General features: G+C 52.7%; 22 protein-coding genes. 8 read left to right on the forward strand and 14 right to left on the reverse strand.

What is annotated here, in order from left to right; translation table 11 throughout:
* Window positions 1-34: 34 nt before the first annotated feature.
* The 5 genes from DYE26_RS12305 to DYE26_RS12320 all read left to right on the forward strand — a co-directional run bounded on the left by DYE26_RS12305 (window position 35) and on the right by DYE26_RS12320 (window position 2,479).
* Window positions 35-913: a hypothetical protein gene (locus DYE26_RS12305; RefSeq protein WP_240534162.1), complete on the forward strand. Its 879-nt coding sequence runs from the start codon at window positions 35-37 to the stop codon at window positions 911-913.
* A 231-nt stretch (window positions 914-1,144) separates the two neighbouring features.
* Window positions 1,145-1,525 carry a hypothetical protein gene (locus tag DYE26_RS34195; RefSeq protein WP_240534163.1) on the forward strand — a complete coding sequence of 127 codons (381 nt, stop codon included), beginning with the start codon at window positions 1,145-1,147 and terminating at the stop codon, window positions 1,523-1,525.
* A 3-nt stretch (window positions 1,526-1,528) separates the two neighbouring features.
* Window positions 1,529-1,822 carry a phosphodiester glycosidase family protein gene (locus tag DYE26_RS34200; protein WP_240534164.1) on the forward strand — a complete coding sequence of 98 codons (294 nt, stop codon included), beginning with the start codon at window positions 1,529-1,531 and terminating at the stop codon, window positions 1,820-1,822.
* Between the two features lie 145 nt (window positions 1,823-1,967).
* Window positions 1,968-2,153, forward strand: a complete 186-nt coding sequence (locus DYE26_RS12315; RefSeq protein WP_036624285.1) for a hypothetical protein — start codon at window positions 1,968-1,970, stop codon at window positions 2,151-2,153.
* Window positions 2,154-2,200: 47 nt separating this feature from the next.
* Window positions 2,201-2,479 (forward strand): hypothetical protein, encoded by a 279-nt coding sequence (locus DYE26_RS12320; RefSeq protein ID WP_127463477.1) that lies wholly within the window; start codon window positions 2,201-2,203, stop codon window positions 2,477-2,479.
* 650 nt (window positions 2,480-3,129) lie between these two features.
* Here the strand turns inward: DYE26_RS12320 and DYE26_RS33410 are convergent.
* Window positions 3,130-3,300: a hypothetical protein gene (locus DYE26_RS33410; protein ID WP_164815309.1), complete on the reverse strand. Its 171-nt coding sequence runs from the start codon at window positions 3,298-3,300 to the stop codon at window positions 3,130-3,132.
* Window positions 3,301-3,776: 476 nt separating this feature from the next.
* Here DYE26_RS33410 and DYE26_RS12330 point away from each other — a divergent pair, with 476 nt between their 5' ends.
* Both DYE26_RS12330 and DYE26_RS12335 read left to right on the forward strand, forming a co-directional pair.
* Window positions 3,777-3,992, forward strand: coding sequence for a helix-turn-helix domain-containing protein (locus DYE26_RS12330; protein WP_036624288.1), 216 nt, complete (start codon window positions 3,777-3,779; stop codon window positions 3,990-3,992).
* Window positions 3,993-4,109: 117 nt separating this feature from the next.
* Window positions 4,110-4,613, forward strand: a complete 504-nt coding sequence (locus DYE26_RS12335; protein WP_036624289.1) for a hypothetical protein — start codon at window positions 4,110-4,112, stop codon at window positions 4,611-4,613.
* Window positions 4,614-4,679: 66 nt separating this feature from the next.
* Here DYE26_RS12335 and erm read toward each other — a convergent pair whose 3' ends face one another.
* The 13 genes from erm to hemE form a co-directional block, all read right to left on the reverse strand.
* Window positions 4,680-5,528, reverse strand: a complete 849-nt coding sequence (erm, locus tag DYE26_RS12340; RefSeq protein ID WP_036624290.1) for a 23S ribosomal RNA methyltransferase Erm — start codon at window positions 5,526-5,528, stop codon at window positions 4,680-4,682.
* Window positions 5,529-6,124: 596 nt separating this feature from the next.
* Entirely contained in the window at window positions 6,125-7,468 is a 1,344-nt protein-coding gene (locus DYE26_RS12345; protein ID WP_082208076.1) for an MATE family efflux transporter, read from the reverse strand.
* 307 nt (window positions 7,469-7,775) lie between these two features.
* Window positions 7,776-7,970 carry a hypothetical protein gene (locus tag DYE26_RS12350; RefSeq protein ID WP_036624293.1) on the reverse strand — a complete coding sequence of 65 codons (195 nt, stop codon included), beginning with the start codon at window positions 7,968-7,970 and terminating at the stop codon, window positions 7,776-7,778.
* A 152-nt stretch (window positions 7,971-8,122) separates the two neighbouring features.
* The gene (locus DYE26_RS12355) at window positions 8,123-9,325 is read right to left on the reverse strand and encodes a DUF4179 domain-containing protein (RefSeq protein WP_036624294.1); all 1,203 of its coding nucleotides are present in this window, start codon (window positions 9,323-9,325) and stop codon (window positions 8,123-8,125) included.
* Window positions 9,291-9,884, reverse strand: coding sequence for an RNA polymerase sigma factor (locus tag DYE26_RS12360; RefSeq protein WP_036624296.1), 594 nt, complete (start codon window positions 9,882-9,884; stop codon window positions 9,291-9,293). Before DYE26_RS12360 ends, DYE26_RS12355 begins: the two co-directional genes overlap by 35 nt.
* Before the next feature lie 570 nt (window positions 9,885-10,454).
* Window positions 10,455-12,497, reverse strand: a complete 2,043-nt coding sequence (locus DYE26_RS12365) for an ABC-F family ATP-binding cassette domain-containing protein (protein ID WP_036624298.1) — start codon at window positions 12,495-12,497, stop codon at window positions 10,455-10,457.
* Window positions 12,498-12,777: 280 nt separating this feature from the next.
* On the reverse strand, window positions 12,778-13,626 hold the full coding sequence (locus DYE26_RS12370) for a DUF92 domain-containing protein (RefSeq protein WP_036628475.1): 849 nt from the start codon (window positions 13,624-13,626) through the stop codon (window positions 12,778-12,780).
* 5 nt (window positions 13,627-13,631) lie between these two features.
* Window positions 13,632-14,273, reverse strand: coding sequence for a fumarylacetoacetate hydrolase family protein (locus tag DYE26_RS12375; protein WP_036628476.1), 642 nt, complete (start codon window positions 14,271-14,273; stop codon window positions 13,632-13,634).
* Window positions 14,254-15,015 carry a glycerophosphodiester phosphodiesterase gene (locus DYE26_RS12380; RefSeq protein ID WP_051985587.1) on the reverse strand — a complete coding sequence of 254 codons (762 nt, stop codon included), beginning with the start codon at window positions 15,013-15,015 and terminating at the stop codon, window positions 14,254-14,256. Before DYE26_RS12380 ends, DYE26_RS12375 begins: the two co-directional genes overlap by 20 nt.
* Window positions 15,016-15,081: 66 nt before the next feature.
* Complete coding sequence (locus DYE26_RS12385; RefSeq protein ID WP_036624299.1) at window positions 15,082-16,440, reverse strand: CapA family protein; 1,359 nt, start codon at window positions 16,438-16,440, stop codon at window positions 15,082-15,084.
* Between the two features lie 127 nt (window positions 16,441-16,567).
* Complete coding sequence (gene hemG / locus DYE26_RS12390; protein ID WP_036628478.1) at window positions 16,568-17,992, reverse strand: protoporphyrinogen oxidase; 1,425 nt, start codon at window positions 17,990-17,992, stop codon at window positions 16,568-16,570.
* Between the two features lie 5 nt (window positions 17,993-17,997).
* Window positions 17,998-18,936: a ferrochelatase gene (gene hemH, locus DYE26_RS12395; protein ID WP_036624300.1), complete on the reverse strand. Its 939-nt coding sequence runs from the start codon at window positions 18,934-18,936 to the stop codon at window positions 17,998-18,000.
* Between the two features lie 69 nt (window positions 18,937-19,005).
* Window positions 19,006-20,067 carry a uroporphyrinogen decarboxylase gene (hemE, locus tag DYE26_RS12400; RefSeq protein WP_036624301.1) on the reverse strand — a complete coding sequence of 354 codons (1,062 nt, stop codon included), beginning with the start codon at window positions 20,065-20,067 and terminating at the stop codon, window positions 19,006-19,008.
* Window positions 20,068-20,671: 604 nt separating this feature from the next.
* Here hemE and DYE26_RS12405 point away from each other — a divergent pair.
* Window positions 20,672-21,895: an MFS transporter gene (locus DYE26_RS12405; RefSeq protein ID WP_036624302.1), complete on the forward strand. Its 1,224-nt coding sequence runs from the start codon at window positions 20,672-20,674 to the stop codon at window positions 21,893-21,895.
* Window positions 21,896-22,137: the final 242 nt, after the last annotated feature.

Consider the following 22,137-nt stretch of genomic DNA (forward strand, 5'->3'; position numbering starts at 1 on the left):
GACCGGCAGAATGGAGATGCCTGGGGAAACTGGGATGTCCGGAACCAAAGGCCCAGGATCGCCCGAGGAAACCGAATTGTCCGGAACCAAAGGCCCTGAATCGTCCGAGTTCACCGGTCCGGACGGACCCAAAAGGCCAGGAGCACTCGGTGGACTCGGGCGCTGGGCCGCTGCCTCCGCTGCAGCGGCGGTCATCTTCCTCGGCGTCCTGGCGATGCTCTTGTGGGGAAGCCGATTCCTCCTTCCCCATGCTTACGCTTATGTTGAAACCGCCGCGGATAACGGCGTGAAGCTGCACGCGCTGTCCGCTTCGCCGGAGCATATCGAGCTGCGGGCCGCGGACCGGCCGTTGGGCGATTACCGCGTGTACGGCATTAACGGCGGATTTTTTTACAATGACGCCGTTTTGTCCATCGCGGTCAACGATGACCGGCCGGTCCACGGCGCTGCCGGCGACTACGGCTCCGGCTGGTTCAACGCCAAATACGCGCGCGGCACGCTCGTTTGGGATGCGGCGGCCGGCCGCTTTTCGGTGCAGGTCGTCTCCGCCGCCGCCGAGCTTACCGTCACCAACCGCAGCCGCTATTTCGCCCAGGGCGGCGTCAGCATGAAGCTGCAGGACGATGCCGGATGGCGGGCGGCCGCCGTGGACGCCGAGCATCTGCCCTACCCGGACGAGGAGCGCCTCCGCTCCGGCCTCGTCTACGACAATACGGGGCGGCTGTGGCTGATCGTCACGCCGACCCGCTGCACGGCGGAGGCCTTCCGCGCCGCCGTCAAGGAGACGATCGCTCCCGGCTCGGCCGTGGACGGCATCTTCCTCGACGGCGACGGCTCCTCGCAATTGAACGCCGCCGAGGTCAAACTCCACGGCGACTCGCGCGATCTGCGGCAGATTATTGCGATTCAGTAATGGCATAAAACAAATAGAATTAACAAAAAGACAATTCGATGGATTTTTGCCGGAGAATTGTTTTTTTATTTTTCAGTTAGAAATTTATATCAACTGCTTGTATTTTCGCTCCTAAATTTACCTTTATGGGTGAGAGAGAAAACGGCAGCGAGTTTGCAGGTTTGGGAATGACCTACAGCCGCTGATTCCCCCTAATATCCCCTCACTAATAATATTTGAGGAGCGATTGAAATGGCAAATTACACATATGCTGCTTACACGGCTTCGAATGGAGTTAAGTTGCACACGATCAAAACTTCCCCGAATAATATCTGGATTAATTATATTGGTGCGTCTAATGTACCCAGTCAAAATTACTATGGTGTTAATGGTGGTTATTTCGATCCTGATACTGGAAACTTACTTCAAATTGCTTTAAACAATGATAAACCGGTAAATGGGACTAAAAATGATTACGGAAGCGGATATGAAAATGTTAAGGTTGCTCGCGGTACATTGGTTTGGGACGCTACGGAAAGTCAATTTTCCGTACAAATCGTTAAGTCCGCTGCTGATCTCCACGTCATTAAACGAACGAGATATTGGCGCAAGGCGGTATTAGCATGTCTCTAAACAGTGACAGTACCTGGGCTTCAGGCTGATAAAGAAAATATGCAGAATAGAACCGGAAATGCATTTCGAACTGGCCTTGTATACAACAATACTAATAACATTTGGCTTATTGTTACTGATGTAAAATGTACTGCCGCAGAATTTAGAACCGCAATTAAGGAAAAGGTCGGCTCAGGAACGCTCGTCAATGGGATATTCTTGGATGGCAGTGGTTCTTCACAAATGAAGTGCAAAGAGAAAAAAGTGTATGGTGATGAGCGAGAAGTTTATCAAATGGTTGCATTAAGAAACGAATAAATACAAAAAATATACCCTAGATTGAGACCCCGGTTTACCTTATTGGTAGCCGGCGGTCTCATTTTCAAATTTGCAATATAAACAAGGTAACTTTTCCATATTTTAGACGTCTATATTTATATAAAGAAAATATGGAGGATAATTTATGAATAAGGTGATTTTCTATACGGTTACTGGAATTGTTACTCTAGGGATACTTACATCATGTGCAAATGGGAAAAACAAGGATCATGTTCAGGAGCAAAACGAAACTCAAACCATTGATACAAATACTTCTCAAAATCAGCAAACAGAAAATAACGACTCGTTTCAAACCGGCGTTGTTATATAGACTTTGATGCCATTGACAATTCATTATTCAATGCAGAAATTAAGACATTGCTGAAAACTACCCTGGAAGCAATGGCCAATAAAGATGAAGAATCGTATCGGAGTGTTTTTAGAGATACGCAATCCGCTGATACTTATATGTACTTATTTGGTAAAGATTATTATTATGATTATTTGGGAACTATCGAACAAGATCGTTCGGGTAGAATTGTTGTTGAAGTCAGAGGCAAAGTCAAAGATGATCATGGAATCAGGGAGACACCTAACGGATTTTTTTACTTTATTAAAAATAAAGAAGGGCACTGGGTACTTGGAGCGATTGATTAGGATTGCGGGATGGGGGTTAACTTATGAGGAGGTTTGTTATCTATACTGCAACTGGAATTGTTATTCTAGGAATACTAACATCATGTCGCAATAAGGATCATGTTCAGAAGCAAGCGAAACTCAAACCATTGATACAAACACTTCTCAAAATCAGTAAGCAGAAAATAACGACTCGTTTAAAACTGGCATTTTTGTAGACTTTGATGCCTTGGGCGATCCATTGTATACTGGGGAATTAGGTCCCTTATGAAAACCACCTTGGAAGCCTTGGTCAATAAGGACGAGCAGGCGTTTCGAAGTATATATTACACCAAGCCATCCGAAACAATTCTTGAAGATTATTTAGAAAGATATTATTATTTCGAGTCTATGGAAGGTATTACGAAAGACCATAATAGATTAAATTGTTCAAGTCAAAACAAAAGCCAGAATTGAAAATGAAGTCATTGAACGTAATGAAGATTATTGCTTAGTCAAGGGCAAGAACGGTCTTGGAAGTTGTGGGTTTAATTTAGCTTGCTTCCCTTATTAAAATAACCATAATATTCGGCATGTCAACAACATGAACATATCGATATTTCTAACAACAAAGCCTTGTTGGCATAAGAGCCAACTAAGGCTTTGTTGCTTTTTGTACTATTAATAGAGATTCATTCTTTCTGCTTAATACATTTAATAGCATCAGACAATTCATTAAGTGATGAATCTAGCTTGTCCAGCTTTTTTCCAATCGTTTGAAGCACATACCTCAACAAAATAAAACACATGGCGACCGGAAAACCAACATTTGTGACGAATGAAGCAAATTCCTCATAATCCATAAAACTCTCTCCTTCATACTTTTTTTAAATATGGTAATTTGAGAGATGAAAATACAATATCTAATTTAAGAACATTTTGTTATATTTTATTGAACTGTCTCACACGCCCATTCTTTTCACTTGTTAAATGTAGTTATGAATCGCCATATATTATATAAAATTCTAAAATATGGGGTGATTAGTGTGAAGAAAGAAACGATTATGGATTACTATAGAGGAGAACTAAAACGAATTGCTTGGAAGATTCAATACAAGGCAAGAGTAACCTCTAAACATGAATTACCTTTAAAGTCGGAAAACGTTAGCCGAGCAGCCAACTTTCAAAACGAAGTGGATCGTAAGTTATATGTAGAGTATCTAATCAACTCAATCCCTACAGACATCGGAAGGAAAATTATTTTCGAGATTTATATAAACGAAAAAACCGAAGTTCAACTTGCTAAAGAATTGAATATAAGCCAACAGGGGGTAAATCAATGGAAAAGAAAAACCTTGAAGTACCTATGTCAGAAGATGAGTTCCTGAACCTGTTGCAATTGGCAAGAAATCATGATCAGACCGCGATGTATAAACTAATTGAATATTATAAGAATGACATCTACAAACTTAGCATGTATATGAAAATGCCACAAGAAGACGCGGTTCAAAGTATCGTTGTGGAAATGATAGATTTATTTATGAAAGCGGATTAATTTACTCATATTCCTGACAAACACACTTTTTACTTTCTATTTCGCAAAAAACAAGGAGACATTTTCCATCTTACAAACGTCAATATAGATAAAAAGCAAAATATGGGGGAAAAATCCATGAACAAATTGATTATATATTCTGTAACAGTAATTGTTACACTAGGGATACTAACATCGTGTTCAAATGAGAGCAATAAGGATCATCTTCAGGAGCAAAACGAAACTCAATTCATTGGGGCTAACGCTTCTCAAAATCAGCAAGTAGAAAATGACGACTCTTTTCAAACCGGTGTTTTTGTAGACTTCGACGCCTTGGACGATCCGTTGTACACGGAAGAAATTAAGTCCCTTATGAAAACCACTTTGGAAGCCTTGGCCAATAAGGATGAACAGGCACTTCGGAGAATATATTACCGAGAGGACTCCGAAGGTATAAGTGAATATTTTTTTGATAGAGATTATAGTTTTGAGTCTTTAGAAGGTATTACAAAGGACCATGATAGATTAATTGTTAGAGTCAAAACAAAAGCCAGAATGGAAAGTGAAGTCTTTGAACGTTCTGAAGATTATTGGTTAGTCAAGGACAAAAGCGGCCAATGGAAGCTGGGAGCAATCGATTAACTATATCACAAGACAAAGAAGCCTCAGTTGGCATAAAGTCAACTAAGGCTTCTTCCGCTTAGGCCATCATTTTCGCGGTTTCGGCCAGCGGTGGCGGGGGACGTAGCGGATCAAGGCGTGGTGGACCGTCGCCCATTGCGCTTCGGTTAAGGTTCCGACCGCTGTCCGCGTGCCATCGATGCCTAATGTTCTCCTCAAAACCGTTAATTGCGGTTTGGTGAAAAAGGCGCTTAAAACGGCATCAAATGAAGCATACGGAGATTTTAGCGCAGCTTCCGCAAGCCCCAGAAAAACGCTGCGTTCATGATAAGGTACAAGCGGTTCGCGTTTCCGATCGATCCGCACCAGCGCCGAATCGACGCTTGGCGGGGGAGCGAAATTGTCCCTGGAGATGATCTGAATAAATTTGAAATCGAACCACATTTTCCACGCCAATACGTACGGGTCTTTCACCTGTCTTCCCGTAAATCTCCTGGCGGCCCCCTTCTCCATGACCAGGACAGCCCTTTGCAGAGGCGTTGCCGGCTGGCTCAATAATTTTTTTAGAATCGGGGTCGTGATGGAGTAAGGGATATTGGACACGACGAGGAAAGCTTCCTTCGGAAAACGGATATTCAGGATATCCTGGTGAATTACCTTTATGTTCGCGTAGTGTCCGGTTTTCCGCTTCAGAATCTCGACGAAGGCCGGGTCGTATTCGACAGCCACTACCTTTTGTGCTTTTTGGCATAACTCGGCCGTTAATGCCCCTTGGCCGGCCCCCAGCTCCAGCACCGTATCCCCTTCCGAAATACCGGCCATGGCGACGATCTCCCGAATGAGCTTCCGGTTATGCAACAAATGCTGTGCCAAGTCATTGGGAGGTTCTCCTCGTTTTAATCGGGTTTGGTTAGGTTTTTTAATTTTTCGGCTCACTTGCGCTCATCCCTTCGCAAAACGTCGCAGCTTCCCAGCCTGCGGCCGGAGCAAAGGGAGTCAGCACGTAAAAAAGCCCGAATGTGCAGCGAAAACAATCCCTCCCCAGCCGGGAAAAGATCATTTAAGCACGCAAAAAAGAAGGCAGATGCCCCACCTTCCCTTCAAACCGTTACGATTGTATGCAGAAAAAAGGCAGACTGAACCCGTTGCTCCGCCTCGCAGGCAGAGCGCTTGAACGTTATTTAATTGTTCAATTCGCGGCGGTTCAGTCTGTCGTTTATCACACGTGATGCTCCTTTCCGTAAAAATCCACATTTTGGACAACAAAAAACACAGGCAGTTCTCTGCCTGTGCAAGCCGTAATCGGGTGCGGAAAATAAACCTCCCCGCGATTCGCTGGGGAAAGCTTCTTTTCCAGATGCATATCAAATGACAGGTTACCGCATGGGCAGACCAATCCCGATTACTCCGCTACAGGCAGAATGTCAAGAAAACCGTGTAAGCGCACGTTTTTCTTATCGGGAAAAATCTATCACACGTAACCCTCCGTTCAACTAAGATATGAGAAAGAATAGCATAGAAACTAGGAAATATCAAATTTTCGCCGGCTCCGCCTCAACCAGCCGATGCCGATACCATTTTGTCCCGTAGAACCGGCGCAGGAAGATGGCTCCCCGGATTCCCCATTCAATATTCATGGCCAGCCATACGCCGATGACGCCAAACGGCAGGACGACGCCCAAAATGTAGCCAAGCACGACGCGGAACAGCCACATGGACAGCATCGACACGACCGAAGTATATTTGGCATCGCCCGCCGCCCGCAAGGCTGATGGGGTAATAAAGCTGATCGACCACAACGGAATTTGCATGATCGTGTTGATCAGGATAATCGCAAAGATTTCGCCCACGATTTCCGCGGGCGGATGAAACAGCGACACCAGCGGGTGAAACAGCGGCAGGATGATTAGCCCCATGACGATGAACGTGGCCGACGACAGCCAGATGAAGGAGCGCGTCAATTTTTTGGCGTCCCCAACGTCTCCCCGCCCGATGCACTGCCCCACCACGGTGACGATGGCGATCGACAAGGCGTTGGCCGGAATTTGCACCACGCCCGCCAGCGACGAGCTAATCGCATTGGCTGCGATCGCGTAAGTTCCCAGGCTGACGATAAAAATTTGCGTCAGGATCTTCCCGCCGTTAAAAAACATCTGCTCTGCGGCAAACGGCAGGCCGATGGACATGATTTTTTTCAGCATCCCCCAGTTGGCCATCAACATGTCCCGGATCCGAATGTGCAGAGCAGCGTCCACCCTGACCAAATAATAAATCGCGCAGGCGGCGGCCAAATACCGCGAAACATTGACGGCTATGGTCATCCCGAACACGCCCATGTCGGCCAGATTAATGAACACGAAGTTCAGCAGGACGTAAGATAAGTTCATGATCAGCGACAGAAAAAGCGATGCCCGCGACCTCCCTATGCCCCGCAGCACCCCGCACACCGCCTCGACGATCGCAATCCCGCAAAAGGAAACGCTGCTGCCGATCAAGTATGTTTTGGCGTTGCTGAACACGTCGGCCTCCGCGGAACCGAACAGCAGGTTCAAGGTCGGATTATGAAGCAAAATAATCAGCAAGCTGATCGCCAGCGCCAGCAAAAATACCGAGGAGACCGAGCCGGCCGCCGATTTGGACACCATTTGATCGTTCCGGTTTCCTTTGTACTGCGCCACCACGACGGTGCCCCCGGTCGCGACGCCGACAAAAACGTTGATCAAAAAAATGTTCAGCGAATCGACCATATTGACGGCGCTGACCGCGGCGACGCCGGAGGAACTGATCATCGCCGTGTTGACCAGATTGAGTCCGACGATAAACGCCTGGTCGATCAGGATCGGAATGATCAAGGCGATAATCTGCCGGTAATCCATCGATTCGGCGGAGAAATGTTTGTGCAAAAAACGGTGCGTTTTGGCGCGGATGGCTGCGTTAACCACGTAATCACTTCTTTTTCGTCAAAAATATTTAAAGAGAAAAAATAAAAGACTCTTCAGCGCGAAGAGTTCTATCAGTTACAGCTTATGGATCGTTTTAAATGGTCCGCACAATATTATATCAGCAATCATAAATAAAGGCTCCCCGCTGAAATCGCCCATTTCCCCGTTTATCCGAAAAAAAGAGAGATTAATAGGGACTAATCCCCATTTACCTCTCCGGAGCTTCCGTTTTTAAAGTTCCTCACCTAAAGGCGATGAACAGGGCGAAAATCAGCGCGAGAATCCCCATAGTGATCAACAAATTCGCCGCCTCACGAAAAACTCCCCGCACCCCCTCATTTAGAAGCCGCTGTTCTTTTTCCTTGAATTTAAGCTTGGCTGCCTCTTCATCCATCGAATTCAAAAAAGGCCGCTGATCGCCGCCGTAAAATTCCACGTTCTCTCACTCTCCTGATTCAAGATGGGCTCCGAACATTCAATCTTTAGCCCCATGATATCATAAAAAGGAAAACTGCGCCTCCACCTGCAGTAGTGAGTCAAAGGGGCGATTCTCCGAGCTTTCGCCCCGAGAACCGCCCCGTTCGTCACTTATTTCTCAACCGGAATCGTTACTTCGAGTTCTTTGATGTAAGTTTTGTCGCCACGGCTGTAAGTTCCGTTGCTGTCTTTGCCCTGTCCGACAACGCTCCAGTCGTTTTTATTCACCGTGAGGGTAAACGGTTTGATGGTGATCGACTTCGGCGTCCCGTTAAACGGGCTGTACAGCTCGTCAACATGGTATTCGGTTTCGGGCTCGCTGTGGAAATATCCGAACTTATTCTGGTCCAGCAGGTTGCCCTGATCGTCGACAATATCGTAATACATCATGCTGGCGATATAATCGCCGGTTTGCTCCGCGGACCTCGGCACCTTCCCGGTGCTGTCGATGACCAGTCGGGTGGTTACAGGCGTAAGCTTAAGCTGCTTTACCGTGTAACTGAAATCCTCGTAGGTTTTGGTGGCATTTGGCTGCAGTAAGATGGCATTGTCCGTGATTTTGACCGGAACTTTAAATTCAAACGGCTCGTCGATCCGCGTTACTTCGGCTCGAATCGTCAATTCAAATTCGTCGCCCCAGTTCACTTCCGGGTTCTCGCCCACCGACATCTCGACTTCGTACGCATTTTCACGTTTCCCAGTATCCCCAAACCCGCCAAATCGTGCCGGTTCACCATTAATAAGAACATCTACATTACTTACGTAGCCCTTCTCCTGCTCTTCCTCAGGAACAACCTTAGGCGCATCACCATACACAATAACTCCCTCTGTTCTAGGGTATGGGGAAGCTGTCCCCTCAAGATCCACGCCTTCCCGGTCCAGCATAAAGGACAGTCTTGTCCCGTCATACAATAGATCGCTCAGTTTCAGCGTCACCCCGTCATGCGTTACGCTCAGGTTCGGGGCTTTGACGATTCCCTGATCCATTGCAGTCTTCACGGACTCTTCAGTAGTCCCCTTAAAAAGCGTACTGAACACCGGAACTTGCTTTAAAGCCTCGGCCATCGCCGGGGACACGAATCCCGAGCCGATGATCCCTCCCCCGAGAATAGCGGCGGCCGAAGCGGCAACTACGGTCCGTTTCCATACTTTCCTATTGTTTGCAGCGTGTTTTCTCGTTCTGCTCATATTCATCTCTCCAATTTTGTCGATAATTTCACCGCTCATGCTTGTTTTCGGCATCGCCGAATGACGAATCATTCGTTCGATCGCCTCCATTTCAGCGGACTCCGTTCGATCCGGCAAACGTCCCATGGGCCAACACTCCTTTTTCAGTGGCTTTTTCCATCAGCTTTTTGCGTATTCGCTCATACTTTTTGCGCAAAGTCGCCGGCTTGATTCCCATCACTTCGCCAATCTCCTCAAAACGGTATTGTTCTACCGACTTGAGCAGCAGGATATGGCGTTCCTCCGCCGTCAGATACGTTAATAGTTCCTCTACCGCCGACTGATGCGGAGAGATCTCCGGCACCGGATGCTGTTCCTGGCAGCGGTCGATCAATTTCAACAATCGGGCCTGCTTCTTCTTCATATTGATCAAATGATGGTAGGCTACCTTGTACAGCCAGGCGGAAAACGAAACTTGATTGCTGTACTGATGAAGATTCATATAGGCCCTGATAAAAATCTCCTGAACCGCGTCCTTTGTTTCCTCGTGATTGCGCAAAATGTAATAACAATACGTATACATTTGCCGTTCAAACCGTTGAATAATGGGAGCGTAAGCCTCTTTATCGCCAGCTTTCACGCGCTCAATCAGCGCTTCGATTTTTAGGTTCCGATCCGTCGTTTCCCCGGGGATGACTGGTTGCAAAAAGCTCACCTCCTTTGCTGTTTACACCTATATAACAACCCGAAAATGCCGTTTTGTGACATGCCCCTCAATTTTGGCGTGAATCTCAAAAAAAAGGCCCGGATGAGGCCAACTTTTGCAAAGTGGCCATCATTCGGGTCCATCGGATGTAGATGTGAGAAACTCCGGCGAAAAACAAAAGGGCAAAAAATGACGTTATTTCAGCGATATCCCCCATTGATAGAGAAATAGCGTAAATTTATGTCGCTATATTCTCGAATCGCCAGGAAATGCCCGCGATCTGCACCATTCATAGGATAATAAGGACAAAAAATGCCGCTAATGGGGATGGGCATGATCTTATCCGGATAATAAGTACATAAAGTGCCGCTATTTTTGAAGGATGATGGTTAGTTAACCCAATGGTATTGGAATTGATATTGGTAACGGGGTCATGGTCATGCCATCAAGCGCCCAAACGCCGATTTTTAAGGTGAATCAATCTTTTGGGCGCTCAAGTCCTGGAATAGCGCATTTTTAGCGTTATCTTAAGCTGTGTGCATTCCACAACCTGACATGAAGCCATCCGCTTCATGAATTGCGCTGGGCTGCGATTTTTTCGGCCAGTTCGTTCAAATACGTCCAGCGCTCCATAAGGCGTTCCAGCTCCGCTTCAGCTTCCTCCTGCTGCTTCATCAGCTCCTGCAGCCGGGCAGCGTCGCTCGCCGCCGCTTCCATTTCCCCGGCAATATCCGCCAGGCGCTGCTCGGCCGCTTCGATCGTCGCCTCGATCGTTTCAAATTCCCGCTGTTCATTATAGCTGAATTTCAGCTTGTCGCCGCGGGAAGCGCCGCGGTAGTTCGAGGCGTCTGCTCCCGCTGCCGCGTCCGAATGGCCGGTTCCCGATCCCGATGGATCGGACGAACCGCTCCCTGCGGAAGCTTTCGCCCCGCCGGCCGCCGGCTTGCCCGCTCCGGCACCGGATCCCGGCTTGCCCGGTCCGCCGCCAGCTGCGGTCTTGCTTAATCCGCCGCCGCTTGCCCGCAGCCGCTCCTCATAGTCGCTGTAGTCCCCGACATGCACGGCCACCACGCCGCCGCCTTCGAACGCCATGATTTTATCGACGGTCCGGTCCAGGAAATAGCGGTCATGGGAGACGACGAATACGGCGCCCGGGAACTCGTCCAAATACGCCTCCAGGACGGTCAGGGTCTGAATATCGAGATCGTTTGTCGGCTCGTCGAGGAGCAGCACGTTCGGCGCGCCCATCAGCACGCGCAGCAAATACAAACGCCGCTTCTCGCCGCCCGACAGCTTGGATATCGGCGTCCACTGCATGTCCGGCGGAAACAAAAAACGCTCGAGCATCTGCGCCGCGGTAATCCGCGTCCCGTCGGCGGTGGCGACGACCTCCGCAGCTTCCTTGATATATTCGATCACCCGCTGTTTACCGTCCATCTCCTGGTGCTCCTGGGTGAAATACCCCAGCTTGACCGTTTGGCCGATCACGATTTCTCCCTGATCCGGCTCGATCCGCCCGGCGATCATGTTCAGCAGCGTCGATTTGCCGCTGCCGTTGGGACCTACGATGCCGACGCGGTCTCCGGGCACCGCCGTATAGGTCAAATCGCCGATCAGCAGCCGGTCCCCGGACGATTTGCGGATCCCGTGAATCTCCACGATTTTGCGCCCGAGGCGCGTGGAAGCGACCGAAATATCAAGCGCATCGCTTTTGTATTCGGTTTTCGCCGCCTGCAGTTGCTCAAACCGTTCGATCCGCGCCTTTTGCTTCGTCGAGCGGGCCTTCGCCCCGCGCCGAATCCAGGCCAGTTCAGTGCGCAGCAAATTTTGCCGCTTCTGCTCGGATGCGGCTTCCCGTTCCTCGCGTTCGCTTTTCAGCTCCAAGAACCGGCTGTAATTCGCCTCGTAGCGGAACAGCCGCCCGTGATCGAGCTCCAGCATGACGTTGCAGACCCGGTCGAGAAAATAGCGGTCATGGGTAATGAGCAGCAGCGCCCCGCGCCGCTTCTGCAAATAAGTTTCCAGCCAGGCCACGGAATCGTTGTCGATATGGTTCGTCGGTTCGTCCATAATGAGCAGCTCGGACGGAACGATCAGCGCGGAGGCAAGCGCCACCCGTTTCCGCTGCCCGCCGGACAAGGTGCCCATCTTTTGGCCAAAATCGCCGATCCCCAGCTTGGACAACACGCTTTTGGCGTCGCTGACCAGCGTCCAGGCCTGCAGCCGGTCCATCTCCTGGGCCAGCCGCGTAAGCTCCGCCTGCCGGGCGGCATCCTCCGGGCTTTGCTCCAGCGCTTCCTCGGCCTCCATATAAGCGGACACCACCTGCAGCTCGGGCCCCCCGCCTTGAAACACCCCGCGCAGGACGGAAATTTCCGGATCGTATTGCGGGTTTTGCGCGAGGAAATTCACCCGTACATCCCGGTTTATGGCAATACGTCCGTCATCGGCCGCTTCCAGCCCGGCAATCACCCGCAGAAACGTCGATTTGCCCGTACCGTTGACGCCGATGACGCCGATTTTGTCGTTTTCCTCCATGCCGAAGGAGACGTCCTGAAACAGCACTTTTTCTCCATAGGTTTTCGTGATATGTTCGACGGTTAGTATATTCATGCCTGATCCCTACTTTATATTTAGATGTCGTTCAAAAAGTCAGCTTTTGATCACGAAGCAAGACCATGGAGCGTATCGGCATCGAATCTTGAATTCAGCCGGGCCAAGCTTATGCTTTCGAAGCATGTTTCCTTCGGAAACATTTCAGGTGCTCACGTACCCAAAACGTACGCTCCGCTCCTGACGTCCCTAGCTTCATCCGACCTACAGCGTTTAGAAAAAACGCACATCGAAAGCATACGCTTCGATGCTGAAAAGCCGACTTTTTTGAACTCGCAATTTATAGTATCATACCGATTCCTAGGGCCAGCCCGCCTGCGGCCAGGGAACTGAGCAGATTCACCGCATCGTTGTTCATCCAGCGGAAGCCGCGCACCGGCACGGTCTCCCGGCCGCAATGGGAAGCGACCTCAACCTCTTTGCCGCAAACGCTGCAGCGGTGCATCCACTGCACCGTCGCCCCAAGCCAGGAGTCGGCAAACGCGCCGAACAAACCGGACAGGCCGCCGATCAGCGCCCAGCGCACAAGCCCAAATGCGCCGGTGCCAGTGCCAGTGCCAGTGCCAGCGGGCTCGCCGCCCGCCGCATCCCCCGTCCAGGCAAGCAGCAGCCAGGCCCCACCGCCGATGAAGACGGCCCCGGCCAGCGCCGCAGCGCTGCCGAGCAAGGTCACGCCGCCCGACGTTCCCGGAGGGATTCGCCGTCCGGTCACAATGGAGCGCGGCGCCGTACGGCTAAGGCCGCCCAGTTCGGTCGCCCAGGTGTCCGCGGTGACCGCGGCCATCGTGCCGACAAAAAACCAGCCCCAGCCCGGGTCCGGCCAAATCCAGTTGCCCAGGCAAGCCAGCATGCCGAGCCCGCCGTTCGCCAGCACCTGCCCGGCGTCCCGGCGCCCGCTTTTGGCGTAGGAGCGCTCCAATTCCTCCTTGCGGTCGCCGCGATAATGAGACAGCACGGACGAGCTGATGAAAAACAGCAACAGCAGGCCAAACCAAAACAGGCTGCCCGCGCCGTAATACACCGTCCCCATCACCGCAGCCGCAACCATCCCCGACAGGGACAACGAACGTTTCAGGTAAGCCGCCCCAGACACAAGCAGGGCGCATAGCGCCCCTACGATCCAATCCATCATCATCATGTTGCCGACGGGCCGGTTTCAATCACGCAGCTGCCGAGCGTCCGCGAACCGTACGCCAGTTCCAGCTTGTCCCCCTGACAGGCAGGCCCCACTCCTTCGGGCGTTCCCGTAAAAATAAGGTCCCCTGCGCCCAGCCCGTAATGTTCGGCGATGTAATCCACGATCTGCTGCAAAGAAAAAATCATCCGGCTGATGTTGCCGCGCTGCACGATTTCCCCGTTTTTGCGCAGCACGAAGTCCTCCTGCGCGGTTTCGGCGGCTCCGGGGAAGGCGATGTAAGGCGTGAGCGGCGCGGAATGGAGGAACCCTTTCGCCGCCGTCCAGGGATGGCCTTTCTTCTTAAGCTCGCTTTGCACGTCCCGCAGCGTAAAATCGATGCCGAACGCCATCGCGTCCACCAGTTCGTCGACCGTTATGCCCGGCTCATAGCCGCGGCCGATCCGCAGTACGAGTTCAGCTTCGTAATGCACTTCTCCCCGGTCCGCCGGCAGCGCGATTCCGCTCCCGTCCATCACGGTTACGGCGTGGGACGGCTTCAGGAAAATCATCGGCTCGGCCGGGACGTCGTTGCCCAGTTCCTCCGCGTGCGCCCGGTAATTCCGGCCGACGCAAAATACGTTAGCGATCAATTTGTTCATCATGGCATTTCCTCCAATTTAAAATAGCCGTACGCCAAACATCCGGACGGTTCGTACACAGCAGGATACCGGGGTGAAGCGCCGCAACCTTCCGCAGCAGCCGCACTTCGTCCATCGTCCAGGCCATCACCTCGATCCCGCGCTTTGACGCCTTGTCCGCAAGCTCCGCCGTTAAGGCGCGGTAATGGATGGACAGGAAACTGCAGCGCAGAAGCTGCAGCCGAAGCAGCAGGTCTTTCGGATAATGGTCGATGATCAGACCGGTGCGGATGCCGCGGCCGATTTCTCTGATTTTCGCCAGCACGCGAGGTTCGAAGGAGGTAAGCACAACCTCCTGCTCCATATGCCGCCGCTTGACGGCGGAAATCACTTTTTCCTCCAGGCCGGGGTAGAGATTTCCTTCCGTTTTGATTTCGATATTGGCCCGCAGGCGGCCGGCGATCGCGTCCAGGAACTCGCTTAGACTGAGCAATCGCTCGCCCGCGTAAGCTTGCGATTTCCAGCTGCCGGCATCGAGCTCCTGCAGCACGGCCCAGGTTTTGTCCTTGACCGGACCGCTTCCGCTCGTCGTCCGGTTGAGCGTAAAATCATGAATCAGCAGCGGAACGCCGTCTTTGGAGAGCTGAACGTCGACCTCGATCCAGTGGACTTCGGGCTGCTCCATCGCCAGCTTGACCGCGGCCATCGTATTTTCCGGCGCAATGCCGGAAAATCCCCGATGGGCTACACATTGATTACGCAAGCTTATCGCCTCCCTGCAGCCATAGACGTTCGCACTCATGTTCCATTCATTTGCTCGCCGCACCGATCACCCCGAGGCGGACGCCTCGCCCTTCTCATTGATGGTTACGCCGGGCGATAAGCTCTCCACTTCTTCCAGCAGCTTCTTCCCGTCCTCCGCCGTCATCGGCACCGGCTGCCCCAGCTCCGTGCGGTACGGGACAAGCTGCAGCCTGCAGTCCCCTTCACGCGTGCATTTTGCCGCAAATACGGCGGTATCCCAAGTTTTCTGATCCAGCGCTCTCGTAAAAATAAAGTTGCCCGTACTGTAGGCAATCCATTTCCCCTTGTATTTCTCCAAACCTTGCATCACATGCGGATGGCCGCCGACCACCAAATCGGCTCCGGCGTCGATAAACGCGTGGGCCAATTCCTGCTGATGGTCTTCGAGTTCGGTCACACGCTCCTTGCCCCAATGAGCCACCACCAGCACCAGATCGGCCTGTTTGCGCGCCTCGCGGATCGCCGCAAGCGCCGGTTCGGGATCATATACGGCCGCCACGCCCGGGTGCTTCTTCAAAGCGGTCCACTCATACTCCGGGATGACGCGGCTGAAGCCGAACAAAGCGATTTTCACGCCTTTGCGTTCGACGTAAACCGGCGCGTACGCTTCCTTGCTGTTTTCGCCCGCACCCACATATAAAATTCCGTTCTTCCGCAAATTCTTTAACGTATCTTTGAGACCGGGCACGCCTTGGTCCAATACATGGTTGTTGGCCAGGTTCACCGCGTCGACGCCGGCAGCGGCCATCGGGCCCAGCGCTTTGGGCGGCGATTTGAACACAAACGTTTTGTTTTCGGCCGCTTCGCCGCCCGCCGTGACCGGCGTTTCCAGGTTCAGCACGCTGAGATCGTCGTTTTGAAACAAATCCTGAACAAACTTATAAGGATAATCATAGCCGGCTTGCTCGAGCTTTTCCTCCACCTTGCCCGAAAAAATCGTATCGCCCGCAAAATGGATCAGCAGTTCCTCTCCGCTCTCCGTCTTGTCGCCGTCGGTATTTGGTGTCTCTTCCAAGCTGGATTCGTCCGGGTTCAAAGGTGCTCCGTCATCCGCAGCAGCGTCTCCTGCCCCGGCGTTCCCGTTCCCGGGTGAAGAACCGTTCTCCGCCTTAGCGGAATCTTCACCGGTTCCCTCCTGTGCCGGAGAGACATTCGGGCTTTCATGATCTCCCTGATTTCCCAGAGCGATGTTCGGATCGCCGCCCGTTTGTTCCGCGCCGTTCCCGGCACTGTCCTGCCGCGTGCGTTCTTCCAAATAGAAATAAGTCCCGAGCACGATGATCAACGAGATGAGAGTCAAATTGATCAACACCCACAAGCGGTTTTGCCGGTGTTGTTTTTCTTGTTTTCGTTGCTTACGTTTTTCCGATCTTGGCGGGTACATTACGGACTCCTTTTAACGCTGTATTTGACCGTATAATTTTATTATATCAGGGATCGGAAAATAAATAGAACCCCTCGCCTATTTTATAGGCAAGGGGTCGCAAATTCCCCCGCAGGGGGAACTTTCCTTAGGCCTGAGGAACCGTCAATTTCTCAGCCATCCGCTGCGCCAGCTCTTTGGCCTGCTTGATGCAATCGGGCAGACCTACGCCTTCGAACGCAGCCCCGGTCGCATAAACGTTCGGCAGCGCGGCCTCAAGCCCTTTCCGGAAAGCGGCGATGCTTTGCAAATGGCCAACCGGATACTGCGGCATCGATTTCGGCAGGCGGGTAATTTCCGCGAACAGCGGCCGGGCCGTCACGCCCATCAGCTTATGCAAATCGCGCAGCACCAGTGCGGTGATCTCCTCATCGGACAGGAACACTTTGTCCTCGTCTCCGGATCGGCCGACGTAGCAGCGGAGCAGCATCTTATCCTCCGGGCTCGTGTGCAGCCACTTGATCCCGGTCCAGGTGCAGGCCGTGATGTTCAGGCCTTCCTTGCGCGGCACGAGGAACCCCGAGCCGTCGAAGCTGCCGGTCACGTCCTCCCTTTCAAAGGCAAGCACGACGTTCGCCACGGAGACGTAATTGACCGCATCGAGCGCGGCAACGTCGACGTGCGGTCTAAGCAGGTCGGCCGCGGCAAAAGCCGGCACGGTCACGATGACGTCGTCCGCCGCCAGCTTTTCGCCGGAGGCTAAAACGACCTCGTAGCGGCTTTCACCCAAACGCCGGATTTCCGCCACTTCGCTTTCCAGCCGCTGATCCACGCCGGAAAGCCCCTTCACCAGGCCTTCCACGAGCGTTTTCAAGCCTTTGCGGAACGTCAGGAAGGCGCTGCGTTTCGTTCCGGTGTGGGTCTCGACCGGCTTTTTCCCGCTCATCATGCCTTTGATCAAGCTACCGTAGGCTCGCTCCACCTCGCCGAACTGCGGGAAGGTCGACTGCAGGCTGAGCTTGTAGGTGTCGCCCGCATAGATGCCGGCCAGCAGCGGCTCGGTGATATTTTGCAGCACCTCGACGCCGAGCCGCCGTTCGATAAAGGCCCCCAGCGATTCGTCCTCCTCGCTCATGCGCGGCGGGGCGACCAGGTCGAGCATCGCCCGCATTTTGCCGTTCCAGGACACGAGGCCGGTTGCGAGGAAAGGCTCCAGCTCGGTAGGAATGCCGAGCACCAGGCCGGACGGCATCGGATGCAGGCGGCCGCCGCTGACGATATACGTTTTTTTCGCGTTCGGATTCATTTGCACCAGTTCCTGCTCCAGCCCCAATTCCCGCGCCAGCTCGATCATCGCCGTTTTGCGGGCCAGGAAGGAGTCAGGACCTTTTTCGATCACAAACTCGTCTTGCTCCAGGGTGTCGATTTTGCCGCCCATCGTTTTTCCTTTTTCGAGCAGCGTGATTTGCGGTTCAACACCTTTTTCCCCATAAAATTTGCGGATGTAAAAAGCCGCGCTGAGTCCGGTCAATCCTCCGCCAATAACGACAACCTTGCGGGAAGATTCGCTCATCGTTCTCATCTCTTTTCCCATGTATTCATAATGACGTCGCTTAACGCCTCCATATACAGCGGTTCGGTGTTCAGCGATTCGATCCGTTCCAGCCGCATATCCAGCTCCTTGGCGATCGTTTTGGCCTCAATGTCAAGGTCGTACAGCACCTCCAAATGGTCGGACACGAATCCGACGGGAGCCACCAGCACGTCCTCCACCTCCGGGCTCAAGTCCTTCAAAGTGTCCAGAATATCCGGACCGAGCCATGGATCGGCCGTCCGCCCCGCGCTTTGCCAGGTGAATTGCCAGTTGCTCACCCCGGCTTTGTCCGCAACGGCTTGCGACGTTTCCATCAGCTGGTCGCGGTACGGATCGCCCATCTCCAAAATTTTCTCCGGCAGGCTGTGGGCGCTGAACAGCACCTTCACCTCATTCCGCTTGGCGCCGGCTTCCTCGAACTGGTCCAGCTTGCGGGACACCCGAGCGGCAAAAGCCTCGATCAGCTTCGGATGCAGATGGTAGCTATGTACGAAGCTCATGCGGATCCCGGATTCCTGGGCTTTCGCTTCGGCCCGTTTGATGTAGCCGCCGATGCTCATCACGGAGTAATGGGGGGCCAGAACGATGCCGACGGCGTCCTTGATCCCGTCTTTGGCCATCTCGGCCACGCCGTCCTCGATGAACGGCCGCGCATGCTTCAGTCCCTGATAGCAAACGAATTCCCGGTCCGCGCCCGCGTTCAGGCGGTTTAACGTGTCCTGCAGCGCGGCGACCTGTTTGTCCGTGTTGGCGCGCAGCGGAAAAACGCCTCCGACGATCGCCTCATAGCGGCCGACGAGTTCGGCGAGCTGCTCCGCGGTTGGCGGATGGCCGCGCCGAATGTGCGTATAATAAGCCTCTACTTGGTCCATACTCTCCGGCGTGCCGTAAGACATCACCAAAACACCGATTTTTGTTTTCACGATTATGGGGTCACCTCTGATCCATTATTATTTCAAAATAAAGTAAATTACGCCGTCCGCGCCGTCTGCCTAAGTCCGCGGCACCGCCCGGCTGGCGATCGCTTCGGCCGAGTAGGCATGCACAAATTCGGTCAGCTCCCGCAGCTTGTCGATCGAAGCTTCCGGGAACAGGCCGTGGCCGAGATTAAATACGAAACCGGGGGCTTTAATGCCATCGTCGATAATTTCCTTGGCCTGCTGCTTGATGACGTCCATCGGCGCGGTCAGCACGTACGGGTCCAGATTGCCCTGAACGGCAAACTTCCCGCCCGTCCGGCGCCGGCCTTCCGAAATCGACACGCGCCAGTCCAAGCCGATGCAATCCGCCGCGAGGCCGGTCAGCGCCGGCAGCAGCTCCCCGGAGCTCACCCCGGGGAAATAAATTTTCGGTACATCCAAATCCCGAAGTTCGGCAAAAATACGAGTGACCGTCGGCAGCACATATTTTTGAAAATCTTTCGGCGCCAGCGCTCCGACCCAGCTGTCGAACAGTTGAAACGCTTTGCCTCCGCTACGTACATGGGCCCGCAAATAGGCGATGACCATATCGCCCAGCTTGTCCATGAGCCTAAACCAAAGCTCCGGTTCGCCGTACATCATCGCTTTGGTGCGGATATAGCTTTTGGACGGGCTGCCTTCGATCAAATAGCTGGCGATCGTAAACGGCGCGCCGGCAAACGTAATGAGCGGCACGTCCAGCTCCCGGTCGAGGATAGAGATCGTTTCCAAAATATGGAACAAGTCCTTTTCCACCTCGATCGGCTTCAAACGATCGATATCCGCCGCCGTACGGATCGGCTGCTCGATGACCGGTCCGATATTTTTGACGATGTCGAATTCGACGCCCAGCGAAGCAACCGGATTCATGATGTCGGAATACAAAATGGCCGCGTCCACCCCAAGCTTGCGGACCGGCATCAGGGTGACTTCCGCCGCGAGCTCGGGCTGCCGGCAAATTTCCAGCAAGCTGTATTTTTCTTTGATTTTTCGGTAATCGGGATCATATCTGCCCGCCTGGCGCATGTACCAAACAGGAAGACGATCTACCTCCTGGCTTCTCAAGGCCCGGATCAAACGATCGTTATAAACCAACCAACACGCCTCCAATACGCTATAAAAGCAATTCTAAATGCAGTTAGGCCATTAGGACTTACATTCTAAGCGATGTTCAAAAAGTCAGGTTTTCAGCACCGAGAGCACCGAGAAAGTATGACTTTTTTGAACTTCCTCTATAAACATTCTAATTTACATTATGCCCTTTTTAAAAGTAAGTAACAACTGTCACAACGGCAAATCGGATGACGATCGCATGACAATCGCATGAAAATGCGATGAAACCGCCCGCAAACTACGCCGGCTTACTTGTGATATACTTAGAAGACGTGATCAAAAACGGACTTTTTGAACTATATAAGTTGAACTATAGAAATGCGGAAGTAGGCAAGAGTGTGAAATGATTCTGAAGAAACTCAAAGCTTTCTGTAAGAAAGCCGCATCGGAAGCATATGCTTGGTCGCCTTTGTGAGCGGATTTCTACCGTATCTGAATTTAGTTAAATTACAGAAATCCGCGAACAACAGCGATCGTAAGAACATTTCACACGGCTGCCCCGATCCGGACAATCAATAGTTCCACTTATATAGCTCTTAAAGTTTGTCGTTTGCAACCAGATGCGCGGAAAGGAAGTGAAAGCACTTTGAAGACGTGGAAAGTCAATCTCATCGTGCTTTGGTTTGGAGCGTTTTTGGTCAATGCCGGGATGACGATGATTACGCCGTTCCTCTCGCTGTATTTGGCCAGGGATTTGCATGTGCAAGGCGAGCACGCCATCGGCCTGTGGGCGGGGACGATTTTCGCCGCCAACTTTGCGACGTCATTTATTTTTCAGCCGTTTTGGGGCAAGCTTTCCGATAAATACGGGCGCAAAATCATGCTGCTTCGCTCGGGGTTCGGCATGGCCATCGTGATTACCTTGATGGGCTTCGCGACTCAGCCATGGCATCTGCTGGCGCTGCGGCTGCTCAACGGGACGATCTCCGGGTTCAATCCCGCTTCGGTTTCGCTCATCTCCGGCACAGCGCCGAAGGAACGGATGGGCTTTGCCATGGGCACGATCCAATCCGGCAACGTCGCCGGCACGATTCTGGGGCCGCTCATCGGCGGCCTAATGGCCGAGTATATCGGCTTTCGCCCGATCTTTTACATAACCGGGGCGTTAATGTTTATCGGCACGGTCCTTGCGCTCGTGTTCGTGAAAGAAAACTTCGACCGCGAGGAAGCGGCCCATACCCCGCAGCCCTCCGTGCTGCAAGGGTTCCTTGAGCTCAACAAAACGCCGCAGTTGACGGCGTTGTTCGCCGTAACCTTTCTGCTGCAATTCGCCATGCTGAGCCCGATGTCGCTGCTGCCGCTATACGTGGAGAAGCTGCACGGGGCGGCGGCCAATGTTTCGTTCTGGGCCGGATTTGTCAGCGCGGTCACCGGCATTTCCAACATGGCCACCTCGCCGGTGCTCGGCCGGGTCAGCGACAAGGTCGGAGCCCATCGCATCCTGACGTACTGCCTGATCGGGGCGGCGGCCACGCTGATTCCGCAAGCGTTTGTCCATACCGTCTGGCAGCTTATCGTCATCCGGTTTCTGATGGGGGTCTTTATGGGCGGATTGCTGCCGAGCGTCAACGCGTTGATCCGCTTTTACACCCCCGACGGGATGGAAAGCCGGGCGTTCGGCTTCAACAGCAGCACGCTCGCCCTCGGCAACATGCTGGGTTCGCTGATCGGCGGCTTCCTTGCCGGCTTTATCGGTATCGAGGGCCTGTTCATCATCTCCGGCATCCTGCTCCTGATCAACACGATATGGGTACGAATCAAGCTGTACGAAAAGCCGAAATTCACACTGCTGCGCCATGGGCGCGGGTGAGTGCGGCGGCATACGTGGCGGCTGGAGTGCCATGAATCGGCTCATTCATAGCTGCTGCGGTAGCATGAATCGGCCCATTCATAGCTGCTGATAAGGCGTGCATCGGCTCATACACGGCTGGGGAGAGGTTAGGGCGGCTCATACACGGCTGGGGAGAGGTTGGGGCGGCTCATAGGCGGGGCTAGTCCATTAGCCCAACGGCAGCCGGTCGCAGGTATTGGGGTCCATTCACATTCGCATTC

It is taken from the genome of Paenibacillus macerans (assembly GCF_900454495.1).
In the GTDB taxonomy this organism is placed as follows: Bacteria; Bacillota; Bacilli; order Paenibacillales; family Paenibacillaceae; genus Fontibacillus; species Fontibacillus macerans.